Source organism: Solibacillus sp. FSL H8-0538 (assembly GCF_038003525.1).
In the GTDB taxonomy this organism is placed as follows: domain Bacteria; phylum Bacillota; class Bacilli; order Bacillales_A; family Planococcaceae; genus JBBOPI01.
Genome location: NZ_JBBOPI010000001.1, coordinates 1,712,334 through 1,732,232, shown reverse-complemented (window position 1 = coordinate 1,732,232; position 19,899 = coordinate 1,712,334). Strand labels below are relative to the sequence as shown.

Sequence of the window (19,899 nt, the reverse complement as noted above, 5' to 3'; positions counted from 1 at the left end):
AATATATTAAATGTAAAATATATGAAAAGAATACATTATCAGATTTATCGGAAAGTTGGGTGATTTGAAGATGACTCGAAGTGATTATTCATATAAGGATAAAAAGGTAATTACGATTGGAATCGTTAGTGAATTAACAGGACTATCCGAAAGACAAATACGCTATTATGAAACACGTAAACTATTGTTCCCAGAAAGATCTAAAACAGGAATAAGAAAGTACTCTTTTGAGGATATTGAAATATTAATCGAAATCGCCAATCAACTTGAAGACGGTATTTGGACAAGTGAAATAAGGAAAGAACTACAACGCCGAGAACAAAATTTAAACAAAGCAGCATTATGAAAAGGTGACTCCCTAGACTTACTACAGACAAAAAGACCAACTTTTTTTACAGTTGGTCTTAAATCCGTGCATCCTCAAGCTCGCATCTTTTTCTTTCCAAAATTACCCTGCCTACTATACAGTAGATAATACAGGACAACACATATTAGTATAACAACTACCATATTCGAAAAAATACCTCTATATCCAATTAGCGGCTCTAAAAACCCTAGTAAAAAAGGACCGGCCCCCATCCCCAAATCACACAATATTAAATACGTCGAAGTGGCAACACCTATTCTAGCATGCGGCGTTTGCATAATAACAAAGGCCTGCGAGACTGAATTAAAATTACCAAATCCAACTCCGATACAAGCAGCAGACAATAAAAAGATAAAAGAAGACTGTGCTGTACTAAATAAAAACATCCCGAACGCAAAAATAACTAAGCTAGGATAAATGACAATGCTTGCACCAGCTCTGTCAAATAACTTCCCTATATATGGCCTTGTTAAAATAACTGCTAGGGCATACACCAAAAAGAAATAACTGCCTGCTACGACAAGATTAATAGATTCAGTATATAACGTCAAAAAAGACATAACACCTGAAAAACTAAAGCCAATTAATAAGGCAATACAAGCCATTGGTATAACATTTAGCTCCACATAATTAGACAGTCGAAATCGTTTACTAGCAGAAACGATTGGTCTATTACTTCTACTTTTCCCTAGTAATAAACATGATCCTAAACAAATCAATGCGAGTAGCACATTCACTTTAAAAATTAGGTTGAAATCTGTCGAAAGTTGAGTAAGGAAAATTCCTAGAAACGGTCCAATAGCAGTCCCAATAATACCCCCTAATGAAAAATAACCAATGCCTTCCCCTTTGCGATGAGAAGGTAACGTTTCAAAAACAAGCGTACCTGCTGCTGTCCCTGTAATCCCCATCGCAAAACCTTGCCAAAAACGAATGATCATTAAACTGAAAAGAGCTACCTGGATAAAATATAAAGCAGTGGTCACACATAAAAAAACAAGCCCGATTATCATCACTTTCTTACTACTCATTAATGTAAGTAAACGACCTGCAATGAGCCTCCCAACTAAACTGCCAATTACAAAAATCCCCGACACAAGCCCAGCTACACTTATCGAAACTTCATAATGGATAATCGCGTATTGACCGATTGTTACTAGAAGCAAATAAAAAATAACGGTAATAATGAAATGAATGATCCAAATAACGAAAAAATCCTTTGTCCATATTTTGTCAACCTTCATTTAGCACACCTTTACTCTTAAACTTGGGATTCTTTAAATACTACGATCTGCGTTTCTATAGAGATATATACGTTTCATTAATTAAATAAATACTAATCAAAAAGATTTGGATTCCGTCCTGTTTGTAACTGTACGCTCGACACCCGCTCCAATTTGAGACTAAATGCAAACTATCCAAACTGACAATTAAACACATTTTGGTAATAAAAGATGAATTGTTCATTAAGAATAAAATCTTCTATTGTGAGCACATTAAACACTAGGAGGTGAACATCCATGGGTAATAAAAACAACAAAAAGACAATGAATGTAAGAACTCATAACCCTTTTAATCTCTACCAAAGCAAAGACCTTGACGATACCAATAGCAATAACAATAACCCCAATGACAATTTAAACGAAGAATTTTCCGCTGAATGGGATGCTAAAGCAAAAAACAAAGATAATAAAACCAATCATGACAAAGATCAACAATCCAACAAAAATAAATAAAAACTGTACATGAAAGGTGAGAGCTATTTGGACTCACCTTTTTCAATTTAATTAAAGATTGTGTTAAATATCATTGTGATTATGTAAGTAAAGATTAGTATTGAAAACTTATTTCAACCGCACCGTGCCCTGTATAGTAATTCATTCAATAATAAAAAGCATCTTTCACCAGTGGCGGTTACGCTTTCCACCTGTTTGAAGATGCTTAATTTTCCGTTTATATTCCCCTACTTGCCGCTCCAATTAACCCCGCATTTCCTTTAAAAATACTTGCTTCAACGCGGTTTTCTTTGCCATGTAGTAGTGGTGTTGTTAAATAATCCCCAAGTTTTCGTTGTACAACCTGAACAAGTTTTGGATGATGATTAAAAACGCCGCCGCCTAGTACAATGACATGTGGATCTAGTAAGATGAGCACGTTATGGAGCTGACGGGCTATATGATCGACTGCTTCCGCTATAATCGGTAAAACAATTTCATCATTACGATAATACTTTTCCATAATGGTACTTAATGGCTCCTGTTTGCCTGTTTGCTTATTAATACGGGCTTCTAATGCCGGACCAGCTACGTATTGTTCTAGCATCAGAGAAGTATCTGTTAAGCTGAAACCAATTTCCCCAGCCATCCCAACACCACGTAAAAATTGGCCATTCGCAATCGTACAACAGGCAATCCCTGTACTCAACGTGACATACACAAATGTTTCGGTCGTGAATTCACGTGCCTGATACTCCCCAGACGCCGCCATATAAACATCATTATCCATGATGATCTTTGAATTCGGAAACCTTTCTAACAGGCGCTCGACTAACGGAAAACCGGACCATGGTAAATTATTTTGATACAAAACAACCCCCTTAGCAAGGTTTAACACACCTGGCAATCCAACCGAAACGACTTCAATTTTCTCCTTTTGAACGTGATTGGCTGTATATAGCTGCTCAAACCCATTTATTAGCTGATCAAATAGCGCTTGTTCCTCCTGGCTACTTGGCTGCTCTTGTTGTGCAATCATCCGTAAAGGTTTTCCATGTTCAAAAATGGCGGTTGCAAGCTTTGTACCGCCAATATCCGCTACTAAAATATAGCCCAATTTAGTCACCTACTTCAGCCATCGTTTTTAAATAAATGCCGTATGATTTCCACACATTAAAGTCGAGCTTTTCATAAAACTCGACTAAAAACGTCCAGTCAATAATGATTGTCTCCACGCTACGCTGCTGTAAATACGCCATGCCTGCTTGCACAATTCCAAGGCCGTATCCTTGCTTTTGCTCGTTTTGATCAACCCCGAGCGGACCAATACCACCTACTTCCCCATCAATTAGCTGGCGCCAGTACATATTTTGGGCAATCATCGGGGATTGGTCGTCATTAATTCGACAAAACCCAATAATTTCCCCTTCTTTTTTCAGCACAACGAATTCTCGGCCCGTACCACCCATTTCAAAATATTTCATCGCCTCGTACTCCCAGCGGCCAGGGAAACAGCGCTGTAAAAAGGCAATTAACTGCGGTGCTTCTTCTTGTTTCAATAGTACGTATTCAACATTCGGATGCGCGGGCATTACATAGTCTTTTGCAAGCTCATTCACTAAGTCATACGTATCAATTCGCTTCACATAGCCATGCTTTTCTGCTAGCTTTATTGTTTCCAGCTGATTTAGCGGAATCCCGCATAAATAATGAAATGGATCACCGCCTAGTTGAATTTCTTTAATACCTACATTAGTTAGCGCCTGCTCTGCCTTTTTTAAAAGCATTGTCCCAAGCCCATTGTGACGGGCATCACTACATACAAGTAGCGTTTGAATCCAGCCGCGTCTTTTGTCCATTGCGACGTCCATTTTCTCTTGCCACGTTTTACTCACAACAAACCCGATTACTTGGCCATTGTCATCTAGCGCAATAAAGCTACCTTCTTCAAAAACATTGACGTCGTAAAAACTATTTTGTAGAAATAATTCCTTGCGCATTGGAAATTCTGTATCTAATTCCGCATTCCATAACGTAACAAGCCCATCAATATAATCAATAGACCATGGTTGAAATTGCATATTCTTCATTCCCCCTTATACTTTGCCAAACGTTTCTTTCATACGGGCTAGTGGGTCATCTTGTATGGACGTGTCCCAGTCAAGCACTTGCCCTGCCTGTTCGAGCAGTGCGCGCAAACGGGCATACGAAACTTGTTGAACCGCACAGTTATTGTCTAGTGCAAGTGCTGCCGCCATACCCGCTGATTGCCCAATAATCATAAAGACAGGCTCCATGCGAATCGAACCGTACGCAATATGAGAAGCAGAAAGGCAAACTGGGACAAGTAAGTTTTCGCATTCTTCCCGTTTCGGACGAATCGCTTGATAAGAAATGGCAAATGGACTTACTGCTACTTGTACATCCCCTTCATTTACCACACGTCCATCTACTACCATGCGGCGGCAATTATGGGAATCCATATGAAATGAAGCTAACCCAATAGAATCGTGAACAAATTTCTGCTGTAATGGGTAGTGATCCGTCATGATAACATCGGAAATCATGCGACGTGCTTCACGTATATACAGTTGATGTGGCCAGTGATGCGTATCTTTAAATTCATCCAGTGGTAACCCGTATTTACTCACTTGTTGGCGAATAAATAGGGGGACACGGTTATCATTCGTTAAAAAGTACAACAGCCCCATTACATATGATAAATGTGCTTGGAAAATTTCTTCACGGCGACGGTAGCTTCCGTCCGGCCAGTCATAATTCATGCCGATGTAATCCGTTGAAAACGCTCCGTAATTATTTAAATCTGTTTTGTCATTCGGTAATGGCGTATGGAGCTTCAATGCATCCCACACTCCAGACTGGATATATCGCAGAAGCAATTCATATTTTGTTGCATCGTAATTTGGCGGCTTCGGAAATGCTAGCTTATTTGGTACAGTCGTTAAACAAATACGGAAATTATACGCTTGAATGCGGTGATCACCTTGCCCTTGAAAGCCGAGCTGCTGCGAGCTATCTTCTGTAATGCCATGAAGTAAACCACTGCTCGTATCTCCTTCAATTACATACGGATCAATCCACTTTTCAAACTTATGATGTGGGGCACCAAACTGAATGCCGTTATATATTTCTTTATACGTCGAATTAGCTTCGCGCCCTACTTTGTACGAAACGCCCGCCATCGCCATTAAATCGCCTTCATAGCTACAATCTAACCATACTTTCGCTTCGAAACGTGTGCCGTCTTCCATAGAAATAGCTGTAATAACGCCACTATTAGTATATACCTGTTGTAAATGTTGCTCGGTGTAGACCGGAATATCGGCTTCGGTTAACCACTTTGTGAAAATGCGCTGCGCAACATGCGGTTCAAAAGTAAACTGCTTTTCTACGCCGTAATGTCCCGCCACCTCTTTGTAAAACTGCCTTGCGTATCCACCTACAGCTGGCTCTGCGCCTAAATCCGTTGCACCAAGTCCGCTCGCACTTATCCCGCCAATATGTCGGCTAAACTCTGCGATAATGACGGCGTATCCCCGGCTTTTCAGTTGCAATGCCGCTGTAATGCCTGCTGGTGTAGCACCATAAACTACAGCATCAGCTTGCACCGTCCTCGGATTCACTGCTTTACTTTTCTTGTAATAATAAAGCGACTCAAACACTCGCTTCACCTACCTTTTGTGCCCAGGCCTCTGCATAAAGCTTCGTCAGCCTTTGCATTATAAAGAAGTAGGAATCCATCTTTTCCTGAACCGTTTGTGGATGAAGGGGTTCTTCTGTAAAATCCTTCACTACTTCATGTGCACGGTGAAGTTGCTGTGAGATGATTGCTGCATACTCACTACTATCAATCTTTTTAACATCCACAACACGCGACGGAAATAGCGGGAAATTCCAGTTCGTATGACGCGCTAGCTCCGTCTCTAACGTATCTAGTAATTGTTTATAGCGTACAGCGTCGTTAAATTGCGCGAACATTTGCTGCTCAATGACAGCAAAGTCCTCTCCCCATGCCAGGCGCGAATAAAACGCATTATTCCAGTGCTGATTCCATTGATAATTGTAAGACGACATATGTGGTTCCGCTGCCGTTTGTTTATGCAAAGGCACGATTAAGTTTAAAATCCCCTCACATTGTAGCTGTTCGTACTGTGCGATATCTTGTGCAATACGATTATGCAGTGGCGGGAATAATTCACTCAACATAAAATGATCGCTGTAATATTCAAAAATTGTTACCTCTTTAGTAGATGACGCTTTCCAGTGTTGCAGCGCTGATAATGCTCGTTGTCCAGCGTTCCCGCTATCCGCAAGACCCCTACTATAATCACGACCCCAATAGGCAAATAATATATCGGATTGCTCTGACGGCTTGTGGTCTGCCCGCTCTAACATATGCCACGCCAATCCTGCATTATAGACGATATGCTCTACCTCAACAGACAATCCCTTATCTAAGAGTGCAAGTTTCAACTGATCCGTAAACGCAATATACTGCGTTAAAAACTGCTCACTTTGCTCTGCATCAATGCCGATATCTTCCGGCCAAAGTGAAATGCGCGTGATCATTGGTGCATCCTGACAAATGGCCACAATATCTTTAATGACACGCTGTTGCAGTGGATTATTCGGTGTAAAAAATTGACCATTTTCGATAGTAAACTGTTGTGTAAACGCAGTTTTTTCCCCAACTAAATCGCCAACTGCTCCGTCAATTGCCTGACTGCTTAAACGCTGCTCGTTCTCCAGTTTCGCAAGCAAATAACGCAAGCTATGGCCACCTAATGTAACGTTGACGCCGCGCTTTGCAAGTTCCGGCTCCAGAACATCTTTGACCTCGTCCCATAGGAAAAAGGTAAAGAAATACTCGTTATGACCATTTTTCACACCCCAATCAACTAAATGTTGTAAAAATTCGACATCATTTAATGTTTCAAGTACGTTGCCGCGGCGTCGAAATTTAGGTTTTTGTGTAATGACACGTCGAGTAGCTACTTCAAGTGTATTGTCGCCTACTTTTATAGCTAGCTCATCATAATAAAGTGCCACAACCCCTAACACATGTTGCCAAAAACCGTACACCCCGTATAGTAGCGCGCGCGGTGTATTGCCGGTAATATAATAGCGATGATTTTCTTGAATAATTGTATATTCATCAACTGAAAGCGTGATTGGCTCTCCTGCAAAATATGCTACATACTCCTTCATCGTTAGTAAAAAGATTTCTGTATGTTCTGTTTCCTGCACCTTTCCCCATTGCTCAAGTGGCACAATACGTTCTTGTTGCAGCTGACTTGCCAATTCGTTGACCGCAAACACCACTACTGGATCGCGCGAAGTATAATAAATCGTTTTCATATCATTTATCCCCCCTCACTTGAAATGAAAAGGGCACTCAATTGGAGTACCCTGTCGTTTATAAAGGTATTGGTTGTTTCTTTTTGCTAGATTCGTAGGCAGCTAAAGCAACTTCTAAAGATTTCAAGCCATCATAACCAGTAATTGCCGGTGCTTTATTTTGCTGCACGCTTTTTAGAAAATCGATAATTAAATCAAAATCCGTATCATTGCCGCAGTACATATGGGTTAGCGAACGCTCTTCTTTGCCATACAAACGGAACTGCTCCTTAAACACATCCACTTTCCGGGTGTCCTTCGTGCCGATTACTTCAATCATGACGTCGCCCCAAGTAGGAAATTGCGGGAAACGAGACCAGCTCGCATCATGTGAGGCAATCACCCCACCCCCAAATTGTAGTGTCATAATTCCCGCATCATCTGTATGAATATCCGTAAAGTAGCGATCTGCAAATGCTGTCACTTCAACAACTTCATCACTTAAATACCAACGCATAATATCAACCATATGCACGGTATGATCAAGGACTGCACCACCTCCAGATAAGTTAGCATCAATAAACCACCCGCCTGGATTTTGCCCACGATTTGTTGTACGAATGGCAACAATTTCACCGAGCTCCCTATTATCTATCGCTTTTTTTAGCTCGATGATCGGCTGGCTATAACGAACCGGGTAGGCAATTTGTAGCATAACCCCGTTTATCTCACAACTACGAATCATTTCTTCCGCATCTGCTAGCGTTGTCGCAATCGGCTTTTCACATAAAATATGCTTTTTTGCGTTCGCAGCGGCAACGGCCATCTGTTTATGTAGCACATTTTCACTACAAATTACTACCGCCTCAATATCTGTTTGTAAAAAGGAAGCTTCACTATTGTAAAACGTCGCACCAAACTGAGCAGCCGCCTCTTTTCCCCGTTCCACGTCTGTATCATAAATAGCTGTTAATGTCACCCCTGGGATGCGGCGAATCGCAGTTGCATAACTTGTCGCGTGAATATGTGCAAAACTCATAATGCCAATGTTCATATAACCACACCTCCCAGTAACTGTTCAATTGCTTGTAATTCTTGCTTTAGCTCGTCCGTAATTTCCACAGCTGTTTCTGTTATTGCATCAACGGTATACATTAGCGGTAGCTTCGTTTTTGTTGTTGGTAGCACTGGTCGCATCTCATCACTATCAAATTCAATAATTTGTTGCGGACTGCTGTATTCGAACTCCAGACGTTCATTACCACCTGTCGTGAATTCGATATGTGCCATAATCGATTGCCCAAATTTTAATAACACGATGATATGTGCTTTTCGTTCAATCTCACGTATCTTTACATGTGTTTGACTCGGCTTTCCGAATAATTTCGAAAGTACATAAATGTCCCCGACTAATTTACTTTCCAAACCTGTGCGACGGAATCGTACAACTCCGCTCTTTTCCTGATCTCCCACAGCATTCTTCACTCCGGCAAAAAACGGATATAGCGCTAAATCAAAATACACGTATTTCGCTCGTGCTTCGTTAAGTATTTCAGCAGGCACATATAAGTCCAATTCATCCCCCGCTGAAAAAAAAACCTGAGCAACATAGGTTAACTCTGCATTAGGATCAATTGGCGTCTCATCAACACCAATCCGATGAGGTTGAAATGTTTGTGCGCTATTTACTTTATCGATGTTTGCGATCACGAATTTCGGCATCCATGACACCCCTTTTATAAGATAATTTCCTTACCTGTATTAGCGGATTCGTATACTGCACATAACATTTTCATGACCGCCACACCGTCTGCAACCGGTGCTAGGCTTTCTTTACCTGTTAAGCAACACGCTACAAAATGATTAATTTCATTCGCAAAGGCACCGGCAAAATCAAAAGCTAAGTCATCAATTTGCGGCGTCATATTGATGACTGTATTATGCTTTTCGCCAACAATTGCAAGCGCTGGTTCCACTTCGGCACCTCCTTTTTCACCGTATAGTTTCACACTAACCTCATCTTGCTTAGCTTGTAATGTAAAACTTACGTCAACAAATAATGAAGCCCCATTGTCAAAACGTATTAACGCATTCGCTAAATCTTCTACGTCATTGTGCTGTGCATCATAATCTGCTGCCTTATAAAAGGATAACTTTTCGATGTGCTTGCGATTGCCAAGTCTTGTATATGTATTGCCACTAACAGAAACCGGCTTTGGCTTGCCCATCAAATACCAGCAAATATCAATCATATGGACGCCTAAATCCATTAATGGACCACCGCCTGATTTTGCGATATCACTAAACCAACCTCCAGGATTTCCCAAGCGACGGAGACATGACGCTTTTGCGTAATAAATCTCGCCCAGATCTCCCGCATCAATAAACTTCTTAAGCACGTGAATATTCGATGCATGGCGACGTACATAGCCAACTTGTAATAGCTTGCCTGAACGCTGTACTGCTTGTTCCACCGCAAGCGCTTCCTCAACTGTCATGCTAAGTGGCTTCTCAAGTAACACATGCTTGCCCGCATTGAGCGCCTGAATCGCAATCTCTGCATGCGTATTATTCCACGTACAAATACTGACGGCATCCACGTCCGGATTAGCAAGAAGATCCTTGTACGCTGTATATAAATTCGTCACCCCGTACTCCTCGCCCATTTTTGCTAGACGTACCTCGTTTCGGTCGCATAACGCAATAAGTTGCACCTGATCATTTGCCAAATATGGTTTAATATGAAATTCCGAAATCGAGCCCCCACCAATTACCCCTACTTTTAACATCACTGTTCTCTCCTTTAGCTAAAAACGAATAATTTTCGTCAATTCCTCAGGTTGTTTTAGCAAGTCATCATAAATCGTTGCCGCATCCTTAATATCCACAATACTTTTAATAAACGGCGTGATATCGATGCGATTTTGTGCAAGTAAACGGATAAACTCCTTCACATTCCGTCCTTCCGTCCAGCGTACATAGCCATATGGGTAATCCACCGCCATTTTTTCATAAAGTGGGTCATAACGACCAGGCCCCCCTGCACGTGAAATAAGGATTGCGGCTTCTTTCCCGAACATTTTCTCACGCGGAAAAACAGGCTCCACGTCTCCAACAATCACGATTTTCCCCTGCTTACGAACCCAATCTAAACTTTGCGCCGTTGTTTCAGAATGCTTCCCACCTGTACAAAGGAGTACAGCATCTGCACCATGTCCCTCTGTCATCTGATCTAAAAAATGCGCCATCTTTGATAAAGATGAAAATGCATGAATCGAGCCTTCGCCGTTAATCATGTTGGCGCGCGCTTCTATAGGCTCATAGGCAATCACTTCATACGCTGCCGCACTACAAATTTTCGCAATCATTTGGCCAAGTACACCTAAGCCAACAATGATGACGGTTTCGCCGAACTGCAAATGTGCCTTGCGAATTGCATGTATAGCAATGGCCCCATGCGCTGCAAACGACGCATGAATTGTTGGAACATGCGAAGGCACTTTGGAAATGAGCGTTTTTGGTACAACTAATTCACTTGAATGGCTCACATAAGGTGCACCGTAGCACGCCACGATATCTCCTACCGAGTAGTTGTTAACACCTTCTCCGAGCTCAATAATTTCACCCACTGCACTATAGCCTAATCGGCGGTCACCACTTGCACTGCTACCAATTAGTAAGCGTTCTGTTCCTGGTGAAACAGCCGTAAAATGTGTTTTTACACGCACATGTTGTGGAAGTAATTCAGGTACTTCCAGCTCCACAACTTGCGCCATACCATCAATCGCCATTAACGATTTCATAACTGATCACCCGACTTCCATTTCCCTAAATTCGCTGCAACGAATACATCATCATGAAGATGTGGATAGCTTTCATACACACGCGTAATTTCCTCTGCTTGATTTGGACTAAGTTTTTCATGATCCATTAAGCACCAATTGCCCTGAAGCAGCCCTTGACGTGCGAGTACTTCGTTAATGCCCGCAATACTCCCTTTAAAATCATGCTGGGGATCAAAAAATGCCGCATTCGCATCGGTAATTTCAAGCCCTCGTGTTAATAATTCTGTCGGGATGAGCCGACCATTCCGCACGCGCTTTATATCTTCAAAGTACGCTACAGCCGTTTTCACCCAAACAGACCAGTGTCCGAGTAATCCGCCAATAATTTGCTTGTGCACGGTTTTATCACCAACACGTACTTTATACGTGGATAATAAATCCGCGACAATATTATCATCATTGCCTGTATAGATAGCGATTTCCTCATTGCGACTAGATTGACAAACAGCACGCACAACATCGAATGTTTGGTAACGATTAAACGGCGCTACTTTAATGGCGTAAACATTTTCGATATCAGCTAGCTCACACCAAAATTCATAAGATAGCTTGCGACCGCCGACGGATGTTTGTAAGTAAAATCCTACGACCGGAATAACGGCAGCTACTACACGCGTACGCTCAAGTAGCTGCGCCTCTGAATAATCTAAACCACCCATACTTAAAAGGGCTAGATTATATCCAGTGTCCTTTAAAAACTGCGCTTCCTTCACTGCTTGCTCTGTTGGCCCACAAACACCGCCAATTTTTATAAAGTCCTCGCCAACATGTGCACGTTTCATTTCTTCCATAGCAAGCGTAAGAACACGCTCATATAAATTGAACTGCGGATTGCGAATTTCAAACTGCGTCGTATGGACACCTACTGCAAGTCCGCCAACACCCGCCTCAATATAATAGCGCGTTAATGCACGCTGACTTAATTCATCTAATGTACGGTCCTCGTTTAATGCTAATGGGTGCGCAGGGATAAATGCGCCGTCAAACAAGCTTTTCTTCACTGTTGGCTGCAACATTAAAACGCCCCTTTTCGTTCTTGGAAATGGGTTGGCTTATTGTATGTTTCGCCACCTTCACGAATCCAAGATACTGTTCGATCAATCATTTCTTGCAATGTGACAGACGGATAGCCAAATAATTGATGTGCCTGTGACGCTGTATTGAGTAGTGCGGTTGTTTGCTCATTCCCTTCAAAAACGGGCTGCTTATCGAAGCGGTTGCCGAATTCTTTTGCTAACCAGCGCACCGAAATCGTTTCCGGTCCTGTCACATTTAAAATTTTCGGTGGTGACGAACAAAGTAGCAGTGAGCGCAGTGCATATTCATTCGCATCTCCTTGCCAAATAACGTTCACACTACCTGTCGTTAAATCAATCGCACGTTCTTCGTGTACCGCCTTTGCCACTTCAAGTAATACACCGTAGCGCATATCAATTGCATAATTTAGGCGGAATAAAACAAGCGGTGTATGATTGCGAATCGAAAAATTCGTAAGCACGCGCTCACGCCCTAAGCAAGACTGTGCATACTCCCCAATCGGACTAGGCACGATATCCTCTGAGCAATTGCCCTTTGTCACTTCTGAAAAGGGATAAATATTGCCCGATGAAAAGGCGACAATACGCGAATTTTTATATTTCTCTGCAACACGGCCAGGTAAATACGCATTCATTGCCCATGTGAAATGTTCATTACCCGTCGTTCCAAATTTATTTCCCGCCATGAAAATAACGTTTTTCACATCGGGTAGCCCCTGTAGTTGGTCTTCATTTAATAAATCTGCTGCGATCGTTTCAATACCGGCATCCTCTAGTTCTTGCTGCAATGCACCAGCTGAAAAACGCGATACACCAATTACACGCTTCTGTAGCCCTGCTTCATCAATGGCACGCTTTGTCATCTTTGCGAGTGTCGGCCCCATTTTCCCGCCAATGCCTAATATTAAAATATCACCGTCAATCTGTTTTAGATCTTCTATTAATGCTGATGACGGCTTTGTCATGAATTGTTCTAATTGCGCCACGCGATTCATTGCGACCACTCCTCGAATTGTATTTACAAACATTTATTGAATATTTTGACATTATCTCGATAACTAGTTTACTATAATAGTAGATTTAACGTATTTTCGGTTGTAGGAGGTTTCATATGAGCAAGCAACTAAATCAAAACATCCCAGAAATTCATATCGCAATAATTACGACCACATCTGTAGTGCAACAACTAAAAGAAGTTATCCTTGCTTTCCCCAATTTCAAACCGTTTTTCCATATAATAGATAAACAACACAATTTCATTGAAGCCATTGAAACGTTAATGACCCATGTTGAAGTGATGATGTTTACGGATTCGTTCAGTTACTTACAAGCACAACAGCATTGTACGTTTACAATTCCAGTTCATCATATGCCGGGGCTGACAACAGGTTTGTATCGATCACTTTTTCTTGTTTGCCAAACATTAAAACCCGCTAAACTGTCTGTCGATACAATTGAAGAAAAGTATTTAAACAAACTATTAAATGAGCTCGAGCATAGTTGCGAACTTCAATTGTTCGAGTTAAACAAATCCGTGCCGCCGATTGAGGATATTATTGAATTTCACACTATCAACTATTATGACGGTGCTGCCATCATTACGTGTATTCCACAAGTGGCAACCCATCTTGTTGCACGTGCTATCCCTTTTGAACTGGTCACACCAACAAAGCAAGATATGTCGGTCGCATTTGAACGGTCATTGCTGTCCACCACTTCTCGGCGCAATAAAGAAACGCAAATTGTGTACGGCTTACTACACTGCCATAATATCGAGGACATTATGGCAAAGTCTTCTTCCCCACATTTACTAAAGCAAAAAATTGAACAAGCTTTTGCGCAATACGTACAGTCGCTTGATGGGCATGGTATCCATTTAGTGAACAATCAGTATGCTTTTATGACGACACGTGGTATTTTTGAGCGCGAAACAAGGGGCTATAAATTTATCCCACTGTTAAAAATACTAAAAGAAAACTTCCACCTTACAACAAGCCTGGGCGTGGGCTTCGGGCGAACTGCTGCCGAATCTGGTGGGCACGCAATCCAAGCACTTCACCAATCGATGGAGCTGAACGATGATGTATGCTATATTGTGCGTGAAGATCAAAGTGTCATTGGTCCCGTTGATTTAGCGATGCAGACGAATTATGAGTGTTACCAGCTCGTTGTCACCGATCGCGACATTTTGCACCGGGCTGAAAAAGCCGGTATGTCCGCATCTTATATGTCTAAGCTAATGGCACGGATTGCGAAGCATAATAAAATGGATTACACTGCACAAGAGCTCGCCACTACTTTAAACATTACACTACGAAGTGCCAATCGCATTCTCCTGAAATGGACAGATGCGGGTCTTGTAACAATTGTGGGCGAAGAAAAAGTTTCCTATAAAGGACGCCCACGCCGGATTTTTCATTTGAATTTTTGTGAGGAGGAGTTCAGTACGCATTAAAGTGCGACTGCTCGTCCTTGTTTTTTACTTGTCTGAATCGCTTCCATGAACTTGATTATTTCGAGCGTTTCTTCTATTTCTATTGATGACTGATGCGTCCGATGTATCAACACCGATAATTCCAATTTTCAGCAATTTTCTGTCACCTCTTTATTTAATACCTGACATTTGAATTCCTTCTGTAAAATAACGTTGGAAGAACAAGAAAATTAAGAATGTTGGTACGAACGAAATTGCGGAACCGGCCATTTCTAATCCGAAGTTCCCCTCCTTGCCGAGCATCGATGCTAACCCAAGCGTTACCGGGTACATTTTTTCATTCGTTAAATAAATTAACGGCTGGAACAAATCATTCCAGTTCGAAATGAATGAAAATGTACCGACTGTCGCAATAACTGGGAAAGATAGTGGCAACATGATTTTAAAGAAGATTTGTACATCATTCGCTCCGTCAATATAAGCTGCTTCCTCTAGATCATTTGGAATGCCTTGTAAAAACTGACGTACTAAAAATACTCCCATAATGCCCCAAAGTTCTGGAACAATAAGCGCCCAGTAGGTATTAATCCAACCAAAATCCACAAACATAATGTATTTTGGAATAATTAATAATTGTTGCGGAACCATAATGACCGCCATAAATGTCCAGAAAATAACCTCTTTGCCGAGAAACTGCTTTTTCGCAAAAATATAGCCGAGTACTGCACAAATGAGCATTTGAGTAATAACCGGAATGACTGTGATGACGACAGAGTTAAAAATCCAACGTACGAAAATACCATTATTAAAGATTTTCACGAAGTTTTGAATCGATGGATCGGTTGGAATCCAAAATAACGGATCGATTTGTGCATATTCCACGACTTTTAACGAACCTAAAATCATAATGGTAAAGGGTAAGACGAAGCAAAAACTTAAAATAATCAAAGCTGAATACGAGATGATTTTTTTCACTATAGTTGAGCTCCTTCCTCGCAAGCAGCGACTAGTAATGGTTTGACTCTTGTCCAATATATTTACGCTGAACAAGGGAAATCGCCAAAATAATAAAGAATAAAATATACGATAAAACAGCTGCATAGCTTAAATTCAACCCGGTAAAGCCTGTATAATATAGGTAGTACACGATTGTTGTAGTGGCGTAATTCGGTCCACCGGCTGTTAAAAGGTACGCAGAATCGAAAATTTGGAATGAACCGATCGTCGTTGTAATCGCTACATAAAAGTGAATTGGTTTTAGTAACGGGAACGTCACCTTCCAGAAAATCTTCCAAGAAGAAGCCCCGTCAATACGTGCTGCCTCATAAAGCTGTTTATCAACTGACTGCAGTCCCGCATAGTAGTAAATCATCGTACTACCCGCTACCTTGAAAATACTAAGCCCCGCAAGTACAAGTAATGCTTGGCTAGAGCTCGATAAAAACAGTTGCGGATTAATTCCAACAAAACCAATAAGATAATTAATTAATCCGTCTTCTGTACCACGGAATACCCAGCCCCAAATCCCTGCAATAATGACGAATGACGTCACAACCGGTAAGAAGAAAAGCCCTTTAAAAAATACTGCAAACTTAATGCCCGAATTAATAATTAAGGCAAGAATAAGACCTAAAGCCATCGTCGGCACTATATAATAGATGGAAAACTTAACTGTATTCCATATTGCTTTCCACGCAACTTTATCCTCGAAAAAATACTTCCAATGTTTCAGTCCGACAAATTCCGGATCCCCAATAATCTTCCAGTCCATAAACGTTAAATAAAAGCTTAATACAAATGGATATACTTGAAACACAATAAAATGAATTAGAACAGGTATTAATACGACATATACTAAAAAGTTTTTATTAAATTCACGCTTCATACGCTCGGATAAAGGCAATTTCTTTTTGCCTGTAGCAAGTGTGTTACTCAGATTAATCACCCTTTCATCACGGGATAATAGAGAGAGAGTCTGATCTAATTGACCAAACTCTCTTTGCAGTTGTTATTGAACCTTGCCCTTAATTGCTTCTGCAGCTTTATCCGCTGCTTCTTGTGGCGTTTGGTTACCTTCAAGCATTGATTGCATTTCAGCTTGAATTAATGGCATGATGTTACGACCTTCTGGGTGAATAACACCAGGTAGGGCATATTGTGTGTAGCTAGCGATTTGCGCTAAATACGGCTGGTCTTTGAAAATGTCTTTCGCAGACTCACGTGTTGGTACGTATTGCGTTAGCCCATTGAACGCACGTTGGCTATCTGTATTTGTTACAAATTTGATAAACTCTGCCGCTCCTGCTGGGTTATCTGTGTTAATTGGTGAAACGAACATACCTGTTGTTCCATACGTTAATTGCTCTTTATTTTTTAATGGTTCAGATAATACGAATTCGAATTGGCCTGCATCTAGCATACGGCTCACTGAAATACCAGAACCTAACACGGCTAGCATTTTACCACTATCCCATAAAGCATCATGATCAAGCGCTGTAATTGCATCTTGTGGAATATAACCATTTTTGTACATCTCATTAATGTACGTAAATGCTTCTACACCCGCTTCGTTATTAATTAATACTTCGTTTGACTCTGTTACAACTTGCCCGCCTGCTTGCCAGATGAATGGATATAATGTTCCGTTCATTGAACCGCCACCTGCAAAGCTAAATGCTGTGTAGCCCTTTTCTTTTGCTTTAGCAGACCAAGCTGTGAAATCTTCCCATGTTTTTGGCAAGTTATCTACACTCTCACCAATCGCATTGATGACATCTACGTTATAAATCATTGTGTAAGCTTCCTGTAAAATTGGTAATCCGTATAATTTATCTCTCCAAGTTGTTGACACTAAAGCGGTATCAACGAAATCTTCTAGATCGGCAGTATCAACGTATTGATTTAGCTCCAGAAGCATTCCTTCGTTTGCATATTGTGGCATTTGGTCAGGAATTACATAGAATACGTCCGGACCATTATTTGCAACTAATGCTGTTAAGATTTTTTGGTCACGGTTTGCCCAAGGAATTTGCTCAAACGTAACTTTTACCCCTGTTTCAGCCTCGTAATTTTTAATTATTTCATCCCACATGGCTTTTTCAGTTTCAGCATTTTGTGTAAATGGATGTGCCCACACAGTAATTTCGCCCGATAATTCACTTCCAGATTCTTCAGCAGTCCCCTCATCTGTTGTTTCTGTTGAAGGTTTGTCAACTTGAGTTGTCGTATCATCCGTTTCGCTACACGCTGCCATCATGACACTAATTAATAAAACTAACATAAACCAGCTAATTTTCTTCATTTTTCGAACCCCTTTCATGAAATGATTGACGTGCTCATTTTTCTGCCCATTGCCCCTTCTTGACTGTAATCAAGAAGTTGTAAAATAGTTGTAAATTAACTAAATATTGCAACTATTGTTCTTTCAGCTTATAATAATTCAAATTGTTACTCAAGTCTATTAACTGTCTTTAATTAGAATAGTAAGAAAATATTTCATTGGTATTGTTATAATGGAATGAAGAAGGTGGTGTTGCGGGTGAATTATTGGGAAGGTTTTAACCAACTAACGACGAAAATGGTACAGCTCATTTACATAAATTTTTTATGGCTATTTTTCACATTGGTTGGGCTAGGAGTTTTCGGTTTATTTCCAGCGACGACAGCGATGTTTACCGTTATTCGCAAAATTCATTTGAGAGAAGACATTAAAATCTCACGTGTATTCTGGCAAAGTTACAAGTCTGAATTTTTAAAAGCGAACCGTTTTGCGGCCGTAATTGTATTGTTTTTATTGATTTTGTATGTAGATTTTTATTTCGTTATTCAAGTGGGTGGTCCATTGGAATGGCTATTCCCTGTTTTTGTGTTTCTCTTAATTGCAGCAGCTGTTGTGATAGCATTTTTCTTTCCGGTATATGTACATTTCAATTTAAAATTTCTTCAATATTTTAAACAGGCATTTTTTATTGGAATGAAATCGCCACTAGAATTATTTGCTATGGGGGTTATCTTGGTGTGCATGTACGGGGTATATAATGTCTTCCCGGGAGCGATTCCTTTATTTGCTGGAAGTATTTTTGCGTACGTAATGACAGCACTTAGTATCCGTGCCTTTAATCGAATTGAACGAAAAAAAGGAGGTGCCGCGACAGAATGAATTTTTTGCAGGCATTACATCCAGATTTAGTAAAAGTATTTGATGATGTTACGCCGTCACCTTCTATCGAAACGCTTGTAAAAAATCGGCAGCTTGTTCACTATTCTGAGCTTTCATTGCCAACATCCGTGCAGGTGGAAGAACAATTCATTAAGACGCCTCATAATGATGCACTGCGCTTAGTCATTATGCGACCTGTCGTAAAGCACAGCAAACGTTGCTTCATTTTTTATCACGGGGGCGGGATGGTGCTTGGTTGTCCAGATGCGAGCTTGCCCTTTTTAACGGATGTTGTTCTTGAAACGGGATGTTCAGTCATTTTGCCACAATATCGTCTGGCACCAGAGCATCCTTTTCCGGCAGCTATGCATGATTGCTACGATACATTGTGCTGGGCCTATGAACAGGCGGGAAAAATTGATATTGACGAAAAACTAATTGCCATTGGTGGGGCGAGTGCTGGAGGAGGATTATGTGCAGCAGTAAGTTTGTATACACGCGATCACGGGGGGCCACCGATTTTATTTCAATCACCGCTTTATCCCATGCTTGATTATCGGAATGATTCCCCTTCATCTCACGCGATTACTTCCCCTTTTGTATGGAACCGAGAGAAAAATGTGGCGAGTTGGGCATATTATTTAAATGGGATGGAGCCGGTTTCTTCGTATGCTTCGTCACTGCTTGCTACGGATTTCCATCAGTTGCCACCGACGTATACGTATGTCGGAACGCTCGATTTATTTCGTGATGAGACACTTAGTTATGTAACTCACCTTACTGCCGCAAATGTACCAGTAGAGTTTCATTTATATGCTGGCTGCTATCATGGCTTTGATCTGGAGCAGAGTGTTCCCGTTTCGAAGCGTGCGAAACAGCAGTGGCTTGGTGCATTAAGCGCTTTTTTTGAACAATATGGTGCATAATTTGAAAGACAAAAGACTTGTTCAGATTTGAGCAAGTCTTTTGTTATAAATCCTTTAT

The 19,899-nt window shown here is 41.0% G+C and carries 19 protein-coding genes; 5 read left to right on the top strand and 14 right to left on the bottom strand.

Annotated features, from left to right (window positions below; genetic code table 11):
- Positions 1-70: 70 nt before the first annotated feature.
- Entirely contained in the window at positions 71-346 is a 276-nt protein-coding gene (locus MHH87_RS08140) for a MerR family transcriptional regulator (RefSeq protein WP_340748815.1), read from the top strand.
- Positions 347-420: 74 nt separating this feature from the next.
- On the opposite strand, the gene MHH87_RS08135 is transcribed toward MHH87_RS08140, so the two are convergent.
- A complete protein-coding gene (locus MHH87_RS08135; protein WP_340748814.1) occupies positions 421-1,611 on the bottom strand; it encodes an MFS transporter in 1,191 nt (396 codons plus the stop codon).
- 276 nt (positions 1,612-1,887) lie between these two features.
- On the opposite strand from MHH87_RS08135, the gene MHH87_RS08130 reads away from it, so the two are divergent.
- Positions 1,888-2,103, top strand: a complete 216-nt coding sequence (locus MHH87_RS08130; protein WP_340748813.1) for a hypothetical protein — start codon at positions 1,888-1,890, stop codon at positions 2,101-2,103.
- 217 nt (positions 2,104-2,320) lie between these two features.
- On the opposite strand, the gene MHH87_RS08125 is transcribed toward MHH87_RS08130, so the two are convergent.
- From MHH87_RS08125 to MHH87_RS08080, 10 genes are read right to left on the bottom strand one after another with little or no spacing between them, the layout of a single operon-like run.
- Positions 2,321-3,199, bottom strand: a complete 879-nt coding sequence (locus MHH87_RS08125) for an ROK family protein (protein WP_340748812.1) — start codon at positions 3,197-3,199, stop codon at positions 2,321-2,323.
- A gap of 1 nt (position 3,200) precedes the next feature.
- On the bottom strand, positions 3,201-4,163 hold the full coding sequence (locus MHH87_RS08120) for a GNAT family N-acetyltransferase (protein WP_340748811.1): 963 nt from the start codon (positions 4,161-4,163) through the stop codon (positions 3,201-3,203).
- Between the two features lie 15 nt (positions 4,164-4,178).
- Positions 4,179-5,765: an FAD-dependent oxidoreductase gene (locus MHH87_RS08115; RefSeq protein WP_340748810.1), complete on the bottom strand. Its 1,587-nt coding sequence runs from the start codon at positions 5,763-5,765 to the stop codon at positions 4,179-4,181.
- Positions 5,758-7,461, bottom strand: coding sequence for a hypothetical protein (locus tag MHH87_RS08110; RefSeq protein ID WP_340748809.1), 1,704 nt, complete (start codon positions 7,459-7,461; stop codon positions 5,758-5,760). Before MHH87_RS08110 ends, MHH87_RS08115 begins: the two co-directional genes overlap by 8 nt.
- Positions 7,462-7,519: 58 nt before the next feature.
- Positions 7,520-8,494, bottom strand: a complete 975-nt coding sequence (locus tag MHH87_RS08105) for a Gfo/Idh/MocA family protein (protein ID WP_340748808.1) — start codon at positions 8,492-8,494, stop codon at positions 7,520-7,522.
- A complete protein-coding gene (locus MHH87_RS08100; protein ID WP_340748807.1) occupies positions 8,491-9,162 on the bottom strand; it encodes a hypothetical protein in 672 nt (223 codons plus the stop codon). Before MHH87_RS08100 ends, MHH87_RS08105 begins: the two co-directional genes overlap by 4 nt.
- 14 nt (positions 9,163-9,176) lie before the next feature.
- Positions 9,177-10,229 (bottom strand): Gfo/Idh/MocA family protein, encoded by a 1,053-nt coding sequence (locus MHH87_RS08095; RefSeq protein WP_340748806.1) that lies wholly within the window; start codon positions 10,227-10,229, stop codon positions 9,177-9,179.
- Between the two features lie 18 nt (positions 10,230-10,247).
- Positions 10,248-11,243, bottom strand: coding sequence for a zinc-dependent alcohol dehydrogenase (locus MHH87_RS08090; protein WP_340748805.1), 996 nt, complete (start codon positions 11,241-11,243; stop codon positions 10,248-10,250).
- Entirely contained in the window at positions 11,240-12,301 is a 1,062-nt protein-coding gene (locus MHH87_RS08085; RefSeq protein WP_340748804.1) for a dihydrodipicolinate synthase family protein, read from the bottom strand. Before MHH87_RS08085 ends, MHH87_RS08090 begins: the two co-directional genes overlap by 4 nt.
- Positions 12,301-13,317, bottom strand: a complete 1,017-nt coding sequence (locus MHH87_RS08080; RefSeq protein WP_340748803.1) for an NAD-dependent epimerase/dehydratase family protein — start codon at positions 13,315-13,317, stop codon at positions 12,301-12,303. The genes MHH87_RS08085 and MHH87_RS08080 overlap by 1 nt, the downstream gene beginning before the upstream one ends.
- A 116-nt stretch (positions 13,318-13,433) precedes the next feature.
- Here MHH87_RS08080 and MHH87_RS08075 point away from each other — a divergent pair, with 116 nt between their 5' ends.
- The gene (locus tag MHH87_RS08075; protein ID WP_340748802.1) at positions 13,434-14,777 is read left to right on the top strand and encodes a hypothetical protein; all 1,344 of its coding nucleotides are present in this window, start codon (positions 13,434-13,436) and stop codon (positions 14,775-14,777) included.
- Between the two features lie 150 nt (positions 14,778-14,927).
- Here MHH87_RS08075 and MHH87_RS08070 read toward each other — a convergent pair whose 3' ends face one another.
- The 3 genes from MHH87_RS08070 to MHH87_RS08060 all read right to left on the bottom strand — a co-directional run bounded on the left by MHH87_RS08070 (position 14,928) and on the right by MHH87_RS08060 (position 18,057).
- A complete protein-coding gene (locus MHH87_RS08070; RefSeq protein ID WP_340748801.1) occupies positions 14,928-15,731 on the bottom strand; it encodes a carbohydrate ABC transporter permease in 804 nt (267 codons plus the stop codon).
- A 31-nt stretch (positions 15,732-15,762) separates the two neighbouring features.
- Positions 15,763-16,641 carry a carbohydrate ABC transporter permease gene (locus MHH87_RS08065; RefSeq protein ID WP_340750931.1) on the bottom strand — a complete coding sequence of 293 codons (879 nt, stop codon included), beginning with the start codon at positions 16,639-16,641 and terminating at the stop codon, positions 15,763-15,765.
- Positions 16,642-16,764: 123 nt separating this feature from the next.
- A complete protein-coding gene (locus tag MHH87_RS08060) occupies positions 16,765-18,057 on the bottom strand; it encodes a sugar ABC transporter substrate-binding protein (protein ID WP_340748800.1) in 1,293 nt (430 codons plus the stop codon).
- A 237-nt stretch (positions 18,058-18,294) separates the two neighbouring features.
- Between MHH87_RS08060 and MHH87_RS08055 the strand changes: the two genes are divergently transcribed.
- Positions 18,295-18,915, top strand: a complete 621-nt coding sequence (locus MHH87_RS08055) for a YesL family protein (protein WP_340748799.1) — start codon at positions 18,295-18,297, stop codon at positions 18,913-18,915.
- Positions 18,912-19,841 carry an alpha/beta hydrolase gene (locus tag MHH87_RS08050; protein ID WP_340748798.1) on the top strand — a complete coding sequence of 310 codons (930 nt, stop codon included), beginning with the start codon at positions 18,912-18,914 and terminating at the stop codon, positions 19,839-19,841. Before MHH87_RS08055 ends, MHH87_RS08050 begins: the two co-directional genes overlap by 4 nt.
- Positions 19,842-19,899 lie beyond the last annotated feature (58 nt).